Here is an 18,365-nt window from a genome sequence, read left to right as displayed (position 1 = left end):
CGTGGCCACCCCCGCCGGCGAACCGGCCCCCGCCGCCCCGGCCGCGACCGGCCCCGTCGGCCCGGTCCCGCTGCCGCCCATGGCCCGTCTGTTCGCCGAACGCGGACCGGGTCTGGACCGGCTGGCCCAGTGGCTGGTCCTGACCGTGCCGGCGGACATGACGCCCGGCCTGCTCACCGCGAGCATCGGGGCGGTCCTGGACCGGCACGACGTCCTGCGCTCCCGGCTGGCCGGCGACGAACTGCTGATCCAGCCGCCCGGCTCGGTGGACGCGGACCGGCTCGTCCGGCGCGTGCCCTGCTCCGACGACCTGAGCGGGCCCGCCTGGCGGACGCTCCTGGAGGACGAGGCCGCGCGGGCGGTCGGCCGGATCAGCGCCTCCGCCGGGGACATGCTCCGCTTCGTCTGGTTCGAACCGTCCGGCGGCCGGCCCGGTCGGCTGCTCGTCGCCGCCCACCACCTCGTCGTGGACGGCATGTCGTGGCGGGTGCTCGTCCCCGACCTCGCCGAGGCCGCGAAGCAGATCCGGTCCGGCCGGACCCCGGTCCTGCCGCCGGTGGGGACGTCGCTCCGGAGCTGGATGGACGAGCTCACGGACGAGGCGGCCCGGCCCGGGCGCGTGGCCGAACTCGGCCTCTGGCGCGGGATCCTCGCCCCCACCGGGAAGCCGCTGGGAGCCCGCCCCCTCGACCCGGGCACCGACCTCACCTCCACCGCCCGGACGCACCGGGTCGAACTTCCCCCGGACCTCGGCAGGGCCCTGCTCACCTCGGTACCGGCCGCGTTCCGCTGCGGCGTCGACGACGTGCTGCTCACCGCCCTCGTCCTGGCCCTGGCCCACCACCGCGCCGACACGGCCGGTGCCGGGACCGGCGACGCCGGGACGGTCGTACGGCTCGAAGGGCACGGACGCCAGGAGGAGCTCGTACCGGGCGCCGACCTGACGCGCACGGTCGGTTGGTTCACCACCGTCCATCCGGTCCGCTTCGACCTCACCGGCATCGACGTCGCCGACGCGCTCGCCGGCGGACCGGCCGCCGCGGACGCCCTCCGGCGGGTCAAGGAGAGTCGGCGCGTCCTGCCCGACCAGGGCATCGGCTACACCCTGCTGCGGTACCTCAACGAGACGACCGCCGCCGTCCTCCGGGGCCACCAGGCCGACGAGGTGGGCTTCAACTACCTCGGCAGGTTCTCCTTCGACCGGTCCCGCACGGACGGCGAGGCGCCGTGGACGCCCGCCCCCGAGTGCGCCGAACTCGTCGCGGCCCCCGACCCGGACATGCCGCTGATCTCCGCGCTCGAACTCAACTCGCTCGTCACCGGCACCGGCGACGCCGAGCGGCTGCACGCGCTGTTCGGCTTCGCCCCCGGGGTGCTCGACGACGACGAGGTCCGCCGCCTCGCCGACACCTGGCAGAAGGCCCTGCGCGACCTGCACGCCCAGGCGGTCTCCGGCGCGAGCGGGCTGACCCCCTCCGACGTGCCGCTGGTCGACGTGCGGCAGGAGGACCTGGACGGCTGGCAGAGCCACTACGGCCGCGTCGGCGATGTCTGGCCCCTGACCCCGCTCCAGCACGGCCTGATCTACCACAGCATGCTGGGGGACGGCGTCGCCGCGTCCTACCAGACCCAGTTCGTGTTCCGGATCAGCGGGCCGGTGGACCCCGAGCGGCTGCGCGCCGCGACCCAGACCCTGCTCGACCGGCACCCCAACCTGCGGGTCGCCTTCGCGTCCAAGGCCACTGGCGAACCCGTCCAAGTGGTCGTGGACGGCGTCACGGTGCCGTTCCGGCACGTCGACCTCGCCGGCCACCCGGAGCCCGGGAAACGCCTGGACCGGATCCTCGCGGACGAACGGGAGGAACGGTTCCCGCCGGACACCGCGCCCCTGCTGCGGTTCAGCCTCGTCACCCTCGCCCCGGACCGGTCCGAACTCGCTCTGACCGCGCACCACGTCCTGTTCGACGGCTGGTCGCTGCCGCTCATCGAGCAGGAGCTGATGCAGCTGTACGCCGACGGGGCCGACGCGCTCACACCGGCCGGCCACGGCTACCGCGAGTTCCTCCGGTGGCAGACGCGTCAGGACACGGATCGGGCCGTGGCGGCCTGGGCCGAGGAACTCTCCAGCGTCACCCAGCCCACCCTCCTGGCCGCCGGACTCAGCCGCACCGACGTGGCGGAGACCGCCACGGACGCTGCGGATCCCGCTGTCGACCGACCCGGGACCGCCTCCGACGTCGGCCAGGTCGACGTCCCGCTCACCCGCCAGGAAGCGGCCCTCGTGGTCCGGCGGGCCGCCGAGAGCGGCATCACCCCCAACGTCCTCGTACAGGGCCTGTGGGCGGTCGTGCTCGCCCGGCTGACCGGGAGCACCGACGTCGTCTTCGGCAGCTCGGTCACCGTGCGCCCGCCCGAACTGCCCGGCGTGCACACCGCCGTCGGCATGTTCACCAACACCGTCCCGGTGCGGGTGCGGTGCGCCCCCGGCGACAGCCTCGAAAGCCTCCTCCGCTCCGTGCAGGACACCCAGGCCAGGACGCTGGAGCACTACCACGTCGGACTCGGCGACATCCAGCGGGCGACCGGACTCAGCGCGCTCTTCGACACCATCGTGGTCTTCGAGTCGTTCCCCGTGGACCGGGCGGCGCTCTCCCGAGCCGGCGCGTCCGCGGAACTCACGGTCACCGGCATCCGGCCCTTCGCGCCGACGCACTACCCGGTGACCGTGCTCGCCGCAGCCGACCCGATGCTCGGCGTGAGCCTCCAGTTCCACCCGGACGTCCTCGACACGGACACCGTCGAGGTGATCGCCGAACGCTTCGGCCGGGTGCTGCGGCAGTTCGCCGCCGACCCGGGCACCCGCACCGACGCCGTCGACCTGCTGTCCGACACCGAGCGGCGGCTGGTGCTGCGCGACTGGAACGCCACCGCGCTGGACGTCCCCGCCACGAGCGTGCCGGAACAGTTCGCCCGGCAGGCGCGCACCACGCCGTACGCCGTGGCCCTCGAAGCGGACGGCGAGCGCCTCACCTACGCCGAACTGGACTCACGCGCCAACCGGATGGCGCACTGGCTGGCCGCCGAGGGCATCGGGCCGGAGAGCCGCGTCGTGGTGCTGCTGCCCCGCTCCGCGGACCTGGTGGCGGCGCTGCTGGCGGTCTGGAAGGCCGGGGGCTGCTACGTCCCCGTGGACCCCGATCACCCGGCCGCACGGATCCGGTCCGTGATCGAGGACTGCGAGGCATCCCTGGTCCTCGACCGGGCCCTGCTCGACCGGACCGACCTCTCCGCCTACCCGGCCCACGACCCCGGGATCGCCACGCCCCCCGGCCGGGCCGCCTACACCATCTACACCTCCGGATCGACGGGCACGCCCAAGGGCGTGGTCGTCCCGCACGGGGCCCTGACCAACTTCCTGGCCGGCATGCGGCAGACCCTCCGTCTGACGGCCGCCGACCGCCTCGCCGCCGTCACCACGGTCGCCTTCGACATCGCGGCCCTGGAACTGTTCCTGCCGCTCACCACCGGCGCCCGCGTGGTGCTCGCCGACCGCGACCACGTCGCCGCTCCGCAGGCCCTACTCGACCTCGTCGAACGGTCCGGCGTCACCGTCATGCAGGCGACCCCGGCCATGTGGCAGATGCTCGCGCTGCACGACGTGCGCCGCCTCGCCGGCCTCCGCGTCCTCACCGGCGGCGAGGCGCTGCCCCGGCCGCTCGCCGACCAGCTCACCGTCCACGCCGCACAGGTCGTCAACCTGTACGGCCCCACCGAGACCACCATCTGGTCGACCCTCGCGGACGTCGCCACCAGCGCACCGCCGTCGATCGGCACGCCCATCGCCAACACCCGGATCCTCGTCCTCGACCCCACCCTCCGGCCCGTTCCGCCGGGCGTCGCCGGAGACCTCTGGATCGCGGGGGACGGCCTCGCCCGCGGCTACCACCGGCGGCCCGGCATGACCGCCGCCCGGTTCACGGCCGACCCGTACGGCCCGCCCGGCTCGCGGATGTACCGCACCGGGGACCTGGCCCGCTGGTCGCCCACCGGGGAGATCGAGTACCTCGGCCGGGCGGACTTCCAGATCAAGCTCCGCGGCTTCCGCATCGAGCCGGGCGACGTCGAACACGCCCTGACCCGGCACCCGGCGGTCCGCGAGGCCGTCGTGGTCGTCCGCGAGGACCGGCCCGGCGACCGGCGCCTCGTCGGCTACGTGGTCGCCGAGGACGGGACCGAGGCGCCGTCGGGCCGCGAACTTCAGCAATTCGTAAGGGAATTGTTGCCCAGTTACATGGTCCCGTCAGCCGTGGTCGCCCTTCCCGCCGTCCCGTTGACCGCCAACGGGAAGCTGGACCGCCCCCGACTGCCCCGCCCCGAGGCGAGCGCCACGCCCTACCGCGCGCCCGAAGACCCCCGCGAGATCGCGCTGTGCGCGCTCTTCGCCGAGATCCTCGGCGTGGCACGGGTCGGCGTCGACGACGACTTCTTCGCCCTCGGCGGACACTCACTGCTGGCCACCCGGCTCGCGGCCCGCGTCCGCTCCGACATGGGCGTCGAGATCCCGATCCGCACCCTCTTCGCCGCACCGACGGTCGCCGAACTCGTCCGGCGGTGGAGCGGCCTGTCGACCTCCGTCCGGAAACCCCTGCGCAGGATGACCGAAAGGTAACAGCAGCATGGCGTCCCTCTCGTACGCGCAACAGCGCATGTGGTTCATCAACCGGTTCGAGGGCCGGACCGCGACCTACAACATCCCGATCCTGATCCGGATGCGCGGGCGGATCGATCGGGACGCGCTGCGCGCCGCGTTCCTGGACGTGGTCACCCGCCACGAGATCCTCCGCACCGTCTACGACGAGCGGGACGGCCGGCCGCTGCCCCGGACCGTCGAACCGGCCGCGCTCGACCTGCCCTGGACCGACTGGGGCTGGGTCTCCCCGGACCAGGTCGACGACATCGTCGCCGCGTCGGTCCGCGAGGGCTTCGACCTCGCCTCCGACCTGCCCGTACGCGCGTACCTGCTCAGCCCCGACCAGGACACCGCCCTGCTCGCCGTGGTGATCCACCACATCGCGGGTGACGGCGGCTCCCTCGGCCCGTTCACCCGCGACCTCTCCGCCGCCTACCGGGCCCGCGTCACCGGGGTCGCGCCGGACTGGGACGAACTGCCGGTGCAGTACCCCGACTACGCGCTCTGGCAGCGCGAACTGCTGGGCGACGAGTCCGACCCGGACAGCGTCTTCTCGACCCAGCTGCGCTACTGGCGTCAGGAACTGGACGGGGTGTCCCGGCCGATCGCCCTGCCCTTCGACCGGCCGCGCCCCGCCCGGGCGAGCTACCGCGGCGACAACCACGTGTTCGAGATCTCCGCGGCCCTGCTGGGGAGGGCCGAGCGGCTCGCCCAGACGCACAACGTCACCGTGCCGATGGTGTTCCAGGCCGCGCTCGTCGTCCTGCTCCACCGGCTGGGCGGCGACCACGACATCACCCTCGGCTCCCCGATCGCCGGGCGGACCGATGAGGCCCTCGAGGACCTCGTGGGCTTCTTCGTCAACACCTGGGTGCTCCGCGTCGGCGTCGCCGCCGGCGACTCGTTCACCCGCGTCCTGGAGGAGGTCCGCAGGAAGGCCCTCGCCGCCTATGACCACCAGGACCTGCCCTTCGAACGGCTGGTGGAACTGCTGCGGCCCGAGCGGTCGACCGCCCACCACCCCCTCTTCCAGGTCACCCTCGCCTGGCAGAACAGTGTCCGCCAGGAACTCGACCTGCCCGGTGTCACGGCCACCATGGAACCGGTCCCCACCGGCACCGCGAAGTTCGACCTGTTCTTCAACCTCATGCCGCACCCCACGCGCGGGACGGTCACCGTCGATCTGGAGTACGCCACCGACCTGTTCGGCCCCGAGGCCGGGGCGGCCGTCGCCGAGCGGTACGTGGGCGTGCTGGAGCAGGTGACCGAGAACCCCGGCGTCGGCGTCGCCGCCCTCGACGTACCGCCGCTGCCCGCCGCGGACGACACCCCGCGGGTGGACGCCGCCGAGCGCGAGAAGCTGCTGTACGGCTGGAACGACACCGACCGCGACTTCCCCTGTCCGGGCCCCATCCACCTGCCGTTCGAGCGGCAGGCCGCGGAACGGCCCGACGCGGTCGCCGTCCGCTGGGCCGGCGGCACCATGACCTACCGCGAGCTGAACCGGCAGGCGAACCGGATCGCCTGGACCCTCAAACGCCGCGGCGTCGGACCCGAGACCGTCGTCGGCGTGGCCGTCCGGCGCGGCCCGCTCATGGTCGCGGCCGTCCTCGGCGTCCTCAAGGCCGGCGGGGCGTACCTGCCCGTCGGCGCGGCACTGCCGTCCGAGCGGGTCGCCGGGATGCTCGCCGACACCTCCGCGAAGCTGGTGCTCACCACCGAGGACACCAACAAGTGGACGCCGCCGGCCGGCGTGGAACTCCTCGACGTCGGCAGCGCCGGCATGACCCTGTCGCTGGACGGCGAGATCGACCCCGAGCCCGTCGCGCACGCCGACAACACGGCCTACGTCATCTTCACCTCCGGGAGCACCGGGAAGCCCAAGGGCGTCACCGTCGCCCACCGGCCGGTGCACAACCTGCTCCACTGGTGCGAGCGGACGTTCGGGTTCGGCCCCGACGACGTCAGCCTGTGCGTCACCGCTCTCGACTTCGACCTGTCCGTCTTCGACGTCTTCGGCCTGCTCGCCGTGGGCGGCAGCGTCTACGTCGCTGACGCCGTCCAGCAGCGCGACCCCGAGATGCTGCTCGACGTCCTGCTGTCCGAGCCGATCACCTTCTGGGACTCGGTGCCCGGCACCCTGAACCAGCTCGTCCCGCTGCTCCCGCAGACCGCCGGCCACCCCGGCGTCGAGAACCTGCGGCTCGTCTTCTTCTCCGGCGACTTCACCCCGCTGCCCCTGCCGGACCAGGTCCGCGCCGCCTTCCCGCGCGCCGAGATCGTCAGCCTCGGCGGGGCGACCGAGGCGACCGTCTGGTCGAACTCCTTCCGGATCGGCGCCATCGACCCCGAGTGGCGCAGCATCCCCTACGGGCGGCCCATCGACAACGCCCGCTACTACGTGCTCGACGAGAAGCTGGAGCCCTGCCCGGTCGGCGTCGAGGGTGACCTCTACATCGGCGGACCGGTCATCGCCCTCGGCTACGTCAACCGGCCCGACCTCACCGCCGAGCGCTTCGTCGCCGACCCGTTCGGCGACGAGCCCGGCCGCCGCATCTACCGCACCGGCGACCGCGCCTGCTTCTTCCCGGACGGCAACATCTGCTTCCTCGGCCGCGCCGACGGCCAGGTGAAGGTGCGCGGGTTCCGCATCGAACTCGGCGAGATCGAGCACGCTCTCAGCCGCCACCCCGCCGTCCGCCAGGCCGTCGCGATCACCCGCCGGGACTCCGCCGGCGACCTCCGGCTGGTGTCCTACGTGCTGCCCGACCCGAACACGGTGGAGAGCGTGGTCGCCGCCGACGAACAGGTCCGGGAGTGGCAGGAGATCTACGACCAGGGCTACCTGGAGGTCACGGACGAGGACCTCGGCGAGGACTTCAACCTCTGGGTGTCCAGCTACACCGGCGAACCCATCCCCGTCGACCAGATGCGCGCCTGGCAGGACGCCGCCGTCGACCGGATCCTAGGCTTCACCCCGCGGCGCGTCCTCGAACTCGGCGCCGGAACCGGCCTGCTGCTCGCCCGGATCGCGGGCAGCGTGGAGACGTACTGGGCCACCGACTTCTCGGAGCCCGTCGTGGAACGGCTCGGCCGGCAGGTGGCCGAGGCGGGCTGGGCCGAGCGGGTGCGGCTGCTGTGCCGCCGCGCGGACGACCTCGACGGCATCCCGCAGACCTTCGACACCGTCGTCCTCAACTCCGTCGCCCAGTACTTCCCGAACGAGCGCTACCTGGAGCAGGTCCTCGACGGCGCCTGGCGGCTGCTCGAACCGGGCGGCCGGCTCGTGCTCGGCGACATCCGCCGGGCCCGCTCGTTGCGCGCCTTCCAGGTCGCCGTCCAGCAGGCCAAGCACGGCGACGTCCCCGCGGCCCAGCTGCGCGGCGCCGTCGACCAGGCCCTGCTCCTGGAGAAAGAACTCGTCGTCGACCCCGACTGGTTCCACCGCTGGGCCGAACGCGCCGGCGCCGCCGGCGTCGACGTACGCCTCAAGGACGGCGCGTACGAGAACGAACTCACGCGCCACCGGTACGAGGTCGTCGTGCACAAGCCCGGCGCGGACCCCGCCGACCGGCCCCGCGCCGTGGACGCCGTCCCGCGCCTGGAGTGGGACGGCGACCTGGACGGCTTGGCCGGCCGGGTCCGCGACCTGGCCGAGCCGGCGGTCCGGATCACCGGCATCCCCAACGCCCGCGTCCTCCACGAGGTGGCGGCCGCCCGCGCCCTCGGCCTGGAGGAGTCCGAGCCGCCGGTCACGGTCCCGCTCGCCCCCCACGAGCTGACGGCCTGGGCCGCACGGCAGGGCTGGCAGGCCGCGCTGACCTGGTCGGGCAGTGCCGTCGACCGCTACGAGGCCGTCCTGATCACCGACCCTGAGGCCGGACGGCGGGCCCTGGCGGGCACCTACGTCCCGGTGGCCGGCGCCGGCACCTGGATCAACAACCCGGCCGCCGCCGCGGGCGTCACCGCCCTCCCCGCCGTCCTGCGCGAACACCTCTCGAAGACCCTCGCCGAGTACATGGTGCCGTCGGCGATCGTGCCGATCGGCAGCGTGCCGCTGACCGCCAACGGCAAGCTCGACCGGGCCGCGCTGCCCGTGCCGGAGTACGCCGCCGCCCGCCGCGGCCGCCTCCCGTCCACGCCGGAGGAGGAGTCGCTCTGCGAGATCTTCGCCGCCGTCCTCGGCCTCGACCGCGTCGGCGTGGACGACAACTTCTTCACCATCGGCGGCCACTCCCTGCTCGCCACCCGCGTCGTGAGCCGCGTCCGTGCAGCGCACGGCGTCGAGATCCCGATCCGGACCATCTTCGAGGCCCCGACCGTCGCCGAACTGGTGACCCACCTGACCGACCGCGGCACCGTCCGCCCGCCGCTGCGGCCGCAGGCCCGCCCCGACCGGCTGCCCGTCTCCTTCGCCCAGCAGCGCCTGTGGTTCATCCACCGGTTCGAAGGGCCCTCGGCGACCTACATCATCCCGCTGTCCATGCGGCTGCGCGGCAAGCTGGACCCGCACGCCCTGCGCCGCGCCGTCCACGACGTCGTGGTCCGGCACGAGTCGCTGCGCACCGTCTTCGACGAGGTCGACGGCGTCCCGTACCAGCGGGTCCTCGATCTCGACCGGGTGACGGTCCCCTGGCAGGAGTACGAGGTCACCGAGGCCGAACTGGCCGGCGCCCTGCGCGAGGAGGCCCGCCGGCCGTTCGACCTGGCGCACGAGATACCGGTGCGCGCCGCGCTGTTCCGGATGAGCGAGCAGGACGCGGTGCTGCTCCTCCCGTTGCACCACATCGCGGCCGACGGCTGGTCGCTGGGCCCGCTGGCCGAGGACCTCACCACCGCGTACACCGCCCGGTGCGACGGACAGCGCCCCCAGTGGGACCCGCTCCCGGTCCAGTATCCCGACTACACCCTGTGGCAGCGCTCGCTCCTCGGCGCCGACAAGCCCGACAGCCTGTACCGGCGCCAGCTGGACTACTGGACGGAACGCCTCGCCGGCCTGCCGGAGTCGCTGGAACTCCCCGCGGACCGGGCCCGGCCGGCCGTCGCCTCCTTCGCGGGCGACGTGCTGCCCGTGGAACTCGACGAGGAGCTGACCGAGGGCGTCCGGCGGCTGGCCCTGCGCACCGGGGCCACCGTCTCGATGGTGCTCCAGGCGGGGCTCGCGGGGCTGCTCAGCAGGCTCGGCGCCGGGAACGACATCCCGATCGGCTCGCCGATCGCCGGCCGCACCGACGAGGCGCTCAACCGGCTGGTGGGCTTCTTCGTCAACACCTGGGTGGCCCGCGTGGACACCGGCGGGAATCCCGGCCTGACCGAGCTGGTCGACCGGGTCCGGGAGGTCGGCCTCGCCGCCTACGACCACCAGGACATCCCGTTCGAGCACCTGGTCGAGGCGCTCAATCCGGTGCGCTCGACCGCGCACCACCCGCTGTTCCAGGTCTGTCTGGCCCTCCAGAACAACGTGCAGCCGTACTTCGACCTGCCCAGCCTGACGGTCACCCACGAACCGGTCGACATGGGCGTCTCTCGCTTCGACCTGTTCCTGAACCTCACCGAGCGGACCGGCGCCGACGGGACGGACCGGATCGACGGCGTCGTCGAGTACGCCACCGAGCTGTTCGACCGCGCCACGGTCACCGGACTCGTGGACCGCTGGCGGCACATGCTCCGCCAGTGGGTCGCCGCCCCGGACACCCCGATGGGCGAGGTGGAGCTCCTCACCCCGGACGACCTGACCGCCCTGAACCGCTGGTCGGGTCGCGACCGCGGCACCGAGCGTGCCACCGGGACGATCCCCGGGCGCTTCGCCGCCGTCGCCGCCGAACGGCCGGACGCCGTCGCACTCGTCTCCGCCGACGGCGCCGACAGCTGGACGTACGGCGAGCTCGACCGCTGGGCCGACCGCATCGCCCAGCGCCTCCGCGTGCACGGCGCCGGCCCGGACCGCGCGGTGGCGCTGCTCATGAACCGGTCCCCGCTGATGGTCGCGGCGGTCCTGGGCACGCTGAAGGCGGGCGCCTGCTACGTGCCGCTCGACCCCGCAGCTCCGCGCGCCCGGACCGACCTCCTGCTCGCCGGCCTCCACCCGGTCGTCGTCCTTGACGAACGGCTCGCCGAGGAGGACCTGGGCGGCCACCCGGCGGTCCCGCCGGACCTCGGCGGTCTCGACGCCGACCACCTCGCCTACGTCATGTACACCTCCGGCACGACCGGGACGCCGAACGGCGTGGAGGTCAGCCACCGCAACGTCCTCGCCCTCGTGGACGACCCGTGCTGGAGCGACGGCGCCCACGAGCGGGTCCTCGCGCACTCTCCGCAGACCTTCGACGCGGCCGCGTACGAACTGTGGGTACCGCTGCTGCACGGCGGGACGGTCGTGGTGGCACCGCCGGGGAAGCTCGATGCGGCCCGCCTCGCGACGCTCGTCGCCGAGCGGGACGTGACCGCGCTGTGGCTCGGCTCCGCCATGTTCGACCTGATCACCCAGCACCACCCCAAGAGCCTCGCCGGGGTGCGCACGATCTGGGCCGGCGGCGACGTGCTGTCGGCGGCCGCCGTACGCCGCCTGACGGACGGCGACGGCACCCCGACCGTCGTGAACGGGTACGGTCCCACCGAGACCACCGTCTTCGCGGCCCGTCACGTCGTGGACGCGCCGGACCGCTGCAAGGACCCGCTGCCGATCGGCGAACCCATGGCGGGCAGCCGTCTGTTCGTCCTCGACGAGCGGCTGCGGCAGGTGCCGCAGGGCGTGGTGGGGGAGCTGTACATCGGCGGCGACGGCGTGGCCCGCGGCTACGCCCGGCGCCCCGGCGCCACGAGCGAGCGGTTCATCGCCGACCCGTTCGGACGCCCGGGCGACCGGATGTATCGGACCGGCGACCTGGTCCGGTGGAACCACGACGGACGGCTCGAGTTCCTGAGCCGCACCGACGACCAGGTGAAGCTCCGCGGCCTGCGCGTCGAGCCCGCGGAGGTCGAGGCCGCGCTGCGGAAGCGGGACGGCGTCGCGCAGGCGGCCGTGGTCGCCCGCGAGGACCGGCTAGGCGAGCGGCGCCTGGTGGCGTACGTGGTCCCCGAGGTGCCGGACGCGGACGTGAGCGAGCACGTCGAGAAGTGGCGCGCGATCTACGATTCGATGTACGGCGACGCCCCGCCGGACATTACCGGGATCGGCGACGACTTCACCGGCTGGGACAGCTCCTACACGCGCGTCCCCATCCCCCTGTCCGAGATGCGCCAGTGGCGCGCGGCCACGGTGGAGCGGGTGCGCGGGCTCGGGGCGCGCCGGGTGCTGGAGATCGGTGCCGGTTCTGGCCTCCAGCTCGGGCCGCTGGCCCCGGAGACCGAGGAATACTGGGGCACCGACTTCTCGGAGCCGGTCATCGAGCGGCTCGGCGCCCAGGTCGCCGCGGATCCGCGACTGAAGGACCGGGTGACGCTGCGATGTCAGCCCGCCGACGCCGCCGACGGCCTGCCGGCGGAGTACTTCGACACCGTCCTCCTCAATTCGGTCGTGCAGTACTTCCCGGACGCCGGCTACCTCTCGCGCGTCCTGGACGTCGCCCTCGACCGGCTCGCCCCGGGCGGTCGAATCGTCGTCGGCGACGTGCGCAACCACGGCACCCTGCGTGAGTTCCTGACCGCCGTCCACCACGCCCAGCACCCCGACGACGGTCCGTCCGCCGTACGGGCGGCGGTCGAGCGCGCCCTGCTCGGTGAGACGGAACTCGTCCTGGACCCGGGCTACTTCACCGAGTGGGCGTCCGCCCGCCCCGACGTCGTGGCCGTGGACGTCCGGCTCAAGCCGGGCGCGTACGCGAATGAACTCACCCGGCACCGCTACGAAGTCGTCCTGCACAAGCGGGCGAGCCGCCCGACGCACCTCGCGGACGTCCACACGGTCGTCTGGGGCGCGGACGTGCACCGGCTGTCCGACCTGGAGGCCGAGCTGGCCCGGCACGGCGGCCGCCTCCGGCTGACTCGGATCCCGAACGCTCGGCTCGTGGACGAGGCGGCCGAGTACGGGGTCCCCACTGCGGTGGAAGGGGCGCCGCTCGACCCACACGCGTTGCAGACCTGGGGCGAGGAGCACGGCCGTACCGTCCTGTGCACCTGGTCAGCCGAGGCGCCGGGCTGGTTCGAGGCGGTCGTCGTCCCCGCAGGCGGCACGCAGTGCTACGACGGCGTGTACCGGCCCCTGGACACCCGGGCCCGGCAGCTCGCCAACGCGCCCGCCGTCTCCCGCCGGGCGTCGCGGCTGCCGGCCGCGCTCCGGCAGGAACTGGCGGCCGAACTGCCCGACCACATGGTGCCGGCCGACATCATGGTCATCGCCCGCATGCCGGTGACGGCCCGCGGCAAGGTCGACCGCGCCGCGCTCCCCGCGCCGGAGCCGACCGGCGGCGACGAGGGCGCGCCCCGCACGCCCATGGAGGCGGAGCTGGCCACCCTGTTCGCCGAGGTCCTGGGCCTGGACCGGATCGGGGTCGACGACGACTTCTTCGACTGCGGCGGCAGCTCCCTCCAAGTCATCCGGCTCATCTGGCGGATCCGCGCCGAGCTGGGCTTCGAGGTCCCCATCCGGGCCGTCTTCCAGCACCCGACCGTGGCGGGCGTCGCGGAGTTGCTGGTGGCCGACCGGGACGACGTCGAGTTCGACGACCCGTTCTCGGTGGTGCTGCCGATCCGGATCGGTGGCGACAAGGCACCACTGTGGTGGGTGCCGCCGGGCGGCGGACTGGCCTGGGCATACCTCGGCTTCGCCCAGCACCTGGACCCCGCGCGGCCGATCTACGGCCTCCAGGCCCGCGGCTTCGCCGGAGAGGCGCGCGCGACCTCGATCGAGGGCATGGTGGACGACTGGGTCGACCAGATGCTGCGCGTCCAGCCGGAGGGCCCGTACAACGTCCTGGGCTGGTCCCTCGGCGGACCCATCGCCCAGGCGGTGGCCGCCGAACTCCAGCGCCGGGGACGGGAGGTGGACTTCCTCGGGGTGCTCGACTCGGGCCCCTCGACGTACTTCGCCGACTTCCGGACCCCCGACGAGAAGATGGTGCGCCGGTACCTCGCCCACTACATGGGGCACCTGGCAGGCATGGACGAGTTCGAGTCGCTCGTCGAGACGTCCACCACCCTCTTCATCGAGCACACGGAGCTGATGACCCGGTTCACGTCGCCGGTGTTCCGCGGGGACCTGGTCTTCTTCAGCGCCGTCATCGACCAGGGAACCCGGGAGCGGCGGGTGCTGGAGGTGGAACTCGACGTCCAGTGGAGGAAGTTCATCGACGGGGCCGTGCGCCGCTTCGAAATCGATTGCGCGCACAACGAAATGATGTGGCCCGAGAACGCGGCCGCGATCAGCCGCATTGTCGACGAGATCACGAAATCGGCACGCTGACCCGGTTCCCGACGCGGAACCGGACGTGAACGCAATGGAGGAGACATGACCGTGAACCCGTTCGACGACGAGAACGGCGAGTTCTACGTGGTGGTCAACGACGAGGACCAGCACTCGCTGTGGCCCACCTTCGCCGATGTGCCCGCCGGCTGGCGGGTCGTCTCTGGCCCGGCCGGGCGGGCGGAGAGCATCGCGTACGTCGAGGAGAACTGGCCCGACATCCGGCCCCGCAGCCTGCGCGAGGCGACGTCGGCGTCCTGAGGGAGGATCGGGCCGTGGGCGGACGCCACCGCCCGCGGGTCCGGCCCGTTTTAAACTTTGGCACCGGTCAGACCGTCAAACACGCACCGAAGTCCCCACTCGATAAGCAGATATACAGTGAGGGCACCTTCGAACACCTCTGGAGACGCATGACCAGCGCGATCACCGGACCCAGGCACGAGGACTCCCCGCCCACCGGCGGCCCCCACGACTTCATCCGGGTGTACGGGGCACGGGAGAACAACCTCCGCGACGTCGACGTACAGATCCCCAAGCGCCGGCTGACCGTCTTCACCGGCGTGTCCGGCTCCGGGAAGAGCTCCTTGGTCTTCGACACGATCGCCGCGGAGTCGCAGCGCCTGATCAACGAGACCTACAGCGCGTTCGTCCAGGGTTTCATGCCGACCCTCTCGCGCCCCGACGTCGACGTGCTCGACGGCCTCACCACGGCGATCATCGTGAGCCAGGAGCGCATCGGCAACAACCCGCGCTCCACCGTCGGCACCGTCACCGACGCCAACGCCATGCTGCGCATCCTCTTCAGCCGGCTCGGCCAACCCCGGCTGAGCTCCCCCCGGGCGTACTCCTTCAACATCCCCTCGATGACCGGCGCGACCGCGGTCACCATCGAACAGAACGGCAGGAAGGTCGAGGAACAGCGTGTCTTCGATGTCGCCGGCGGCATGTGCCCCCGCTGCGAGGGCATCGGCTCGGTCACCGACGTCGGCCTCGACCAACTCTTCGACGCCGCCAAGTCCCTCGACGACGGCGCCATCACCGTACCCGGCTACCACGTCGGCGGCTGGAACTGGCGAGTCTTCGCCGAGTCCGGGCTCCTCGACCCCGGTAAGCCGATCAACGAGTACACGGAGCGGGAACGCGAGGACTTCCTCTACCGTGAGCCGATCCGGCTGAAGGTCAACGGCCTCAACACGACCTACGAGGGGCTCGTCGGCCGGGTGCGCAAGTCGCTGCTCGCCAAGGACGTCGAGTCGCTCCAGCCGCACGTGCGCGCCTTCGTCGAGCGGGCCGTCGCCTTCATGGCGTGCCCCGACTGCGACGGCACCCGGCTCAACGAGAAGGCCCGCGGCTCCAGGATCGACGGCGTCAGCATCGCCGACGCCTCCCGCATGCAGATCAGCGACCTCGCCGAGTGGGTCCGCGGTCTCGACGAGCCTTACGTCGCACCACTGCTCGCGGCGCTCCGGCACACCCTCGACTCGTTCGTGACCATCGGTCTCGGCTACCTCTCCCTCGACCGCGCCTCGGGCACCCTGTCCGGCGGCGAGGCGCAGCGCGTCAAGATGATCCGCCACCTCGGCTCGCCGCTCACCGACGTCACCTATGTCTTCGACGAGCCCACCATCGGCCTCCACCCGCACGACATCCAGCGGATGAACGGCCTGCTGCTCCGGCTCCGCGACAAGGGCAACACCGTGCTCGTGGTGGAACACAAGCCCGAGACCATCGCCATCGCCGACCACGTGGTCGACTTGGGCCCCGGCGCCGGCACCGAGGGCGGCATCGTCTGCTTCGAGGGCACCGTCGAGGACCTGCGGGCCGGCGGCTCGCTGACCGGCCGCCACCTCGACGACCGGGCCTCGCTCAAGGCCGAGGTGCGTACCCCGTCGGACTCGCTCCCGGTGCGGGGGGCCGGCAAGCACAACCTGCAAAACGTCGACGTCGACATCCCGCTCGGCGTGCTCACGGTCGTCACCGGCGTGGCCGGTTCGGGCAAGAGCTCCCTGATCGAGGGATCGGTCGTCGGGCGCGACGGCGTGATCAGGATCGACCAGGGACCGATCAAGGGATCACGGCGCAGCAACCCCGCCACCTACACCGGCCTCCTCGACCCGATCCGCAAGGCGTTCGCCAAGGCCAACGGGGTGAAGCCGGGACTGTTCAGCTCGAACTCCGAGGGCGCCTGCCCCACCTGCAACGGCGCGGGCGTCATCTACACCGACCTGGCGATCATGGCGGACGTCGCGACCACCTGCGAGGTGTGCGAGGGCAAGCGGTTCCAGCCCGCGGTCCTGGAGTACCGGCTCGGCGGCCGGGACATCAGCGAGGTGCTCGCCATGCCGGTGACCGAGGCGCGGGAGTTCTTCGCCTCCGGCGAGGCGCGCACCCCGGCCGCCGTCACGATCCTCGGCCGGCTCGCCGACGTCGGGCTCGGCTACCTGTCGCTGGGCCAGCCGCTGCCCACCCTGTCCGGAGGCGAGCGGCAGCGGCTGAAGTTGGCCACGCACATGGCGGAGAAGGGCGGGATCTACGTGCTCGACGAGCCGACCACCGGCCTCCACCTCGCTGACGTCCAGCGCCTGCTCGGCATGCTCGACCGGCTGGTCGACTCCGGCCGGTCGGTGATCGTCATCGAGCACCACCAGGCGGTCATGGCCCACGCCGACTGGATCATCGACCTGGGCCCCGGCGCCGGCCACGACGGCGGCCGCGTCGTCTTCGAGGGCACGCCCGCCGACCTCGTCGCCGCCCGGTCGACGCTCACGGGCGAGCATCTCGCGCAGTACGTCGGCGCCTGACGGGAGCACCGGGCAGGCGCTGCCCGACGCGGCGCCGGCCCGGTGCAGACCGATACCCCGTGCGCTTCGGCCAACACCCGATCGTTTCTAGCGAGGATCTTTCACACTTGTGGCGAGGCCGCAAGATTCAGCCAAGTATGGGACGTGGTCAACGGAGGCCGGGTCCGAGGGGGAGGCCTTGATGGGGATGACCTGCATCATGACCGCGCAGGAGACCGAGGGGCGATCGAAGCTCCGATGTCGTGAGAATCGCCCGCAGGGCCCATATCGCACGAACCGTCCGCGGATCCGATGTCGTGAGGACCTCTCACGGTCCCGACGTCGCACGAGCCGCTCGTAGCCCCGATGTCGTAGCGATCGTTCCGCCCCGAGCACACCCGGGACGGCGCGACGGGCCGTCCCGCTCACACGCACGACGACGAGTCCCGATCCGCCCGTCCGGCCGGTGATTCGCGCCCCCGCCGGCATCGACACCGCCGCACGGTCGCCCCCGGACGTACGGGCGACGACCTCCGAAGCCCCGTTCGCCGCCGGGGTGGGCCCGGGCCCACCGACCGGCCGCGCGAGCGGACGGCCGGCTGTTCGCCGAGGCGAACGACTGACACGTGTCCCCGGCCCCTGTGAGGTGACATGAACGTATAGCCGAAGAAAAGCCCGCCAGGAACCACGCACTCTTGTTGCCTGTAAGGACACCGTGCCGCGTCCATACCGACGGGGTCGAGTGTCTTCGTGGGATGTCCAGGGAGGATGTGCTCGTGGGCGTTCGGAACTCCGACGTCGTTTTCGTTCGATGGCCTGCACAGGCGGATCTGCGGACCCGCTACCGCAAAGAGGGGGTGCCGCGCTTACTCGTCGTCGAGGCGGGCGCGCAGCCGCCGATCAGCAACGACCCGGTCGAGGACTGGGTACGCCCCCCGGTGTCCAGAGATGACCTGCAGGCCCGGGTCAGAGCCCTGCAGAACCGTTTCGATAGTTGTCGGGTGCCGACGATCGACTCGACCGGAACCCTGAGCTACGGCCCCAACTCCATCACCATCTCCACCACGCAGACCGAGCTGATGCGGTTGCTCATCGACCGCTTCCGTGAGGTCGTCTACCGCACCGAGTTCGCCCAGTGCCTCGCCATGCGGTCACCGACGCTGAACCGGAACTCGCTCGACCTGCACATCATGCGGCTCCGCCGCCGGCTCCTGCCCATCGACCTGTCCATAAGGACCGTGTGGGGGCGCGGTTACATGCTGGAGAACGTGTCCGCCGCCGAGGCCGTCCCGGTAACGAACGCTGGCGGGGCATGACCGGTACGGTCGCTCTTGCGGAGGGGAGCGACCGCCACGTACGACGACGGGCCGGACGGATCACCGGGGCCCCGCCGCGCAACTCCTCAGCGGCGGCCCGGCGGACGTCCGGCCCTGCGTTCGGGCGGACCACCGCCGGCGCGCGGCACCCGGCGACGACCGGGTGCCGCGCGCGGGGC

Annotated in this window: 5 protein-coding genes; all 5 read left to right on the top strand. The window is 72.5% G+C overall.

The window, feature by feature from the left end; all coding sequences use genetic code 11:
* Positions 1 to 79: 79 nt before the first annotated feature.
* The 5 genes from DEP02_RS32400 to DEP02_RS32380 all read left to right on the top strand — a co-directional run bounded on the left by DEP02_RS32400 (position 80) and on the right by DEP02_RS32380 (position 18,186).
* Positions 80 to 4,669: a non-ribosomal peptide synthetase gene (locus DEP02_RS32400; RefSeq protein ID WP_232839380.1), complete on the top strand. Its 4,590-nt coding sequence runs from the start codon at positions 80 to 82 to the stop codon at positions 4,667 to 4,669.
* Positions 4,670 to 4,676: 7 nt separating this feature from the next.
* Positions 4,677 to 14,090, top strand: coding sequence for a non-ribosomal peptide synthetase (locus DEP02_RS32395; protein ID WP_112471241.1), 9,414 nt, complete (start codon positions 4,677 to 4,679; stop codon positions 14,088 to 14,090).
* 45 nt (positions 14,091 to 14,135) lie between these two features.
* Positions 14,136 to 14,351, top strand: coding sequence for an MbtH family protein (locus DEP02_RS32390; protein ID WP_112471240.1), 216 nt, complete (start codon positions 14,136 to 14,138; stop codon positions 14,349 to 14,351).
* 149 nt (positions 14,352 to 14,500) lie between these two features.
* A complete protein-coding gene (locus tag DEP02_RS32385) occupies positions 14,501 to 16,891 on the top strand; it encodes an ATP-binding cassette domain-containing protein (RefSeq protein WP_112471239.1) in 2,391 nt (796 codons plus the stop codon).
* An 836-nt stretch (positions 16,892 to 17,727) separates the two neighbouring features.
* The gene (locus tag DEP02_RS32380; protein WP_198668698.1) at positions 17,728 to 18,186 is read left to right on the top strand and encodes a winged helix-turn-helix domain-containing protein; all 459 of its coding nucleotides are present in this window, start codon (positions 17,728 to 17,730) and stop codon (positions 18,184 to 18,186) included.
* Positions 18,187 to 18,365 lie beyond the last annotated feature (179 nt).

Source organism: Streptomyces triticisoli, assembly GCF_003270085.1.
GTDB classification, from domain to species: domain Bacteria; phylum Actinomycetota; class Actinomycetes; order Streptomycetales; family Streptomycetaceae; genus Streptomyces; species Streptomyces triticisoli.
The sequence above is the reverse complement of the archived record's forward strand: the minus strand, read 5'-3'. Positions and strand labels throughout refer to the sequence as shown.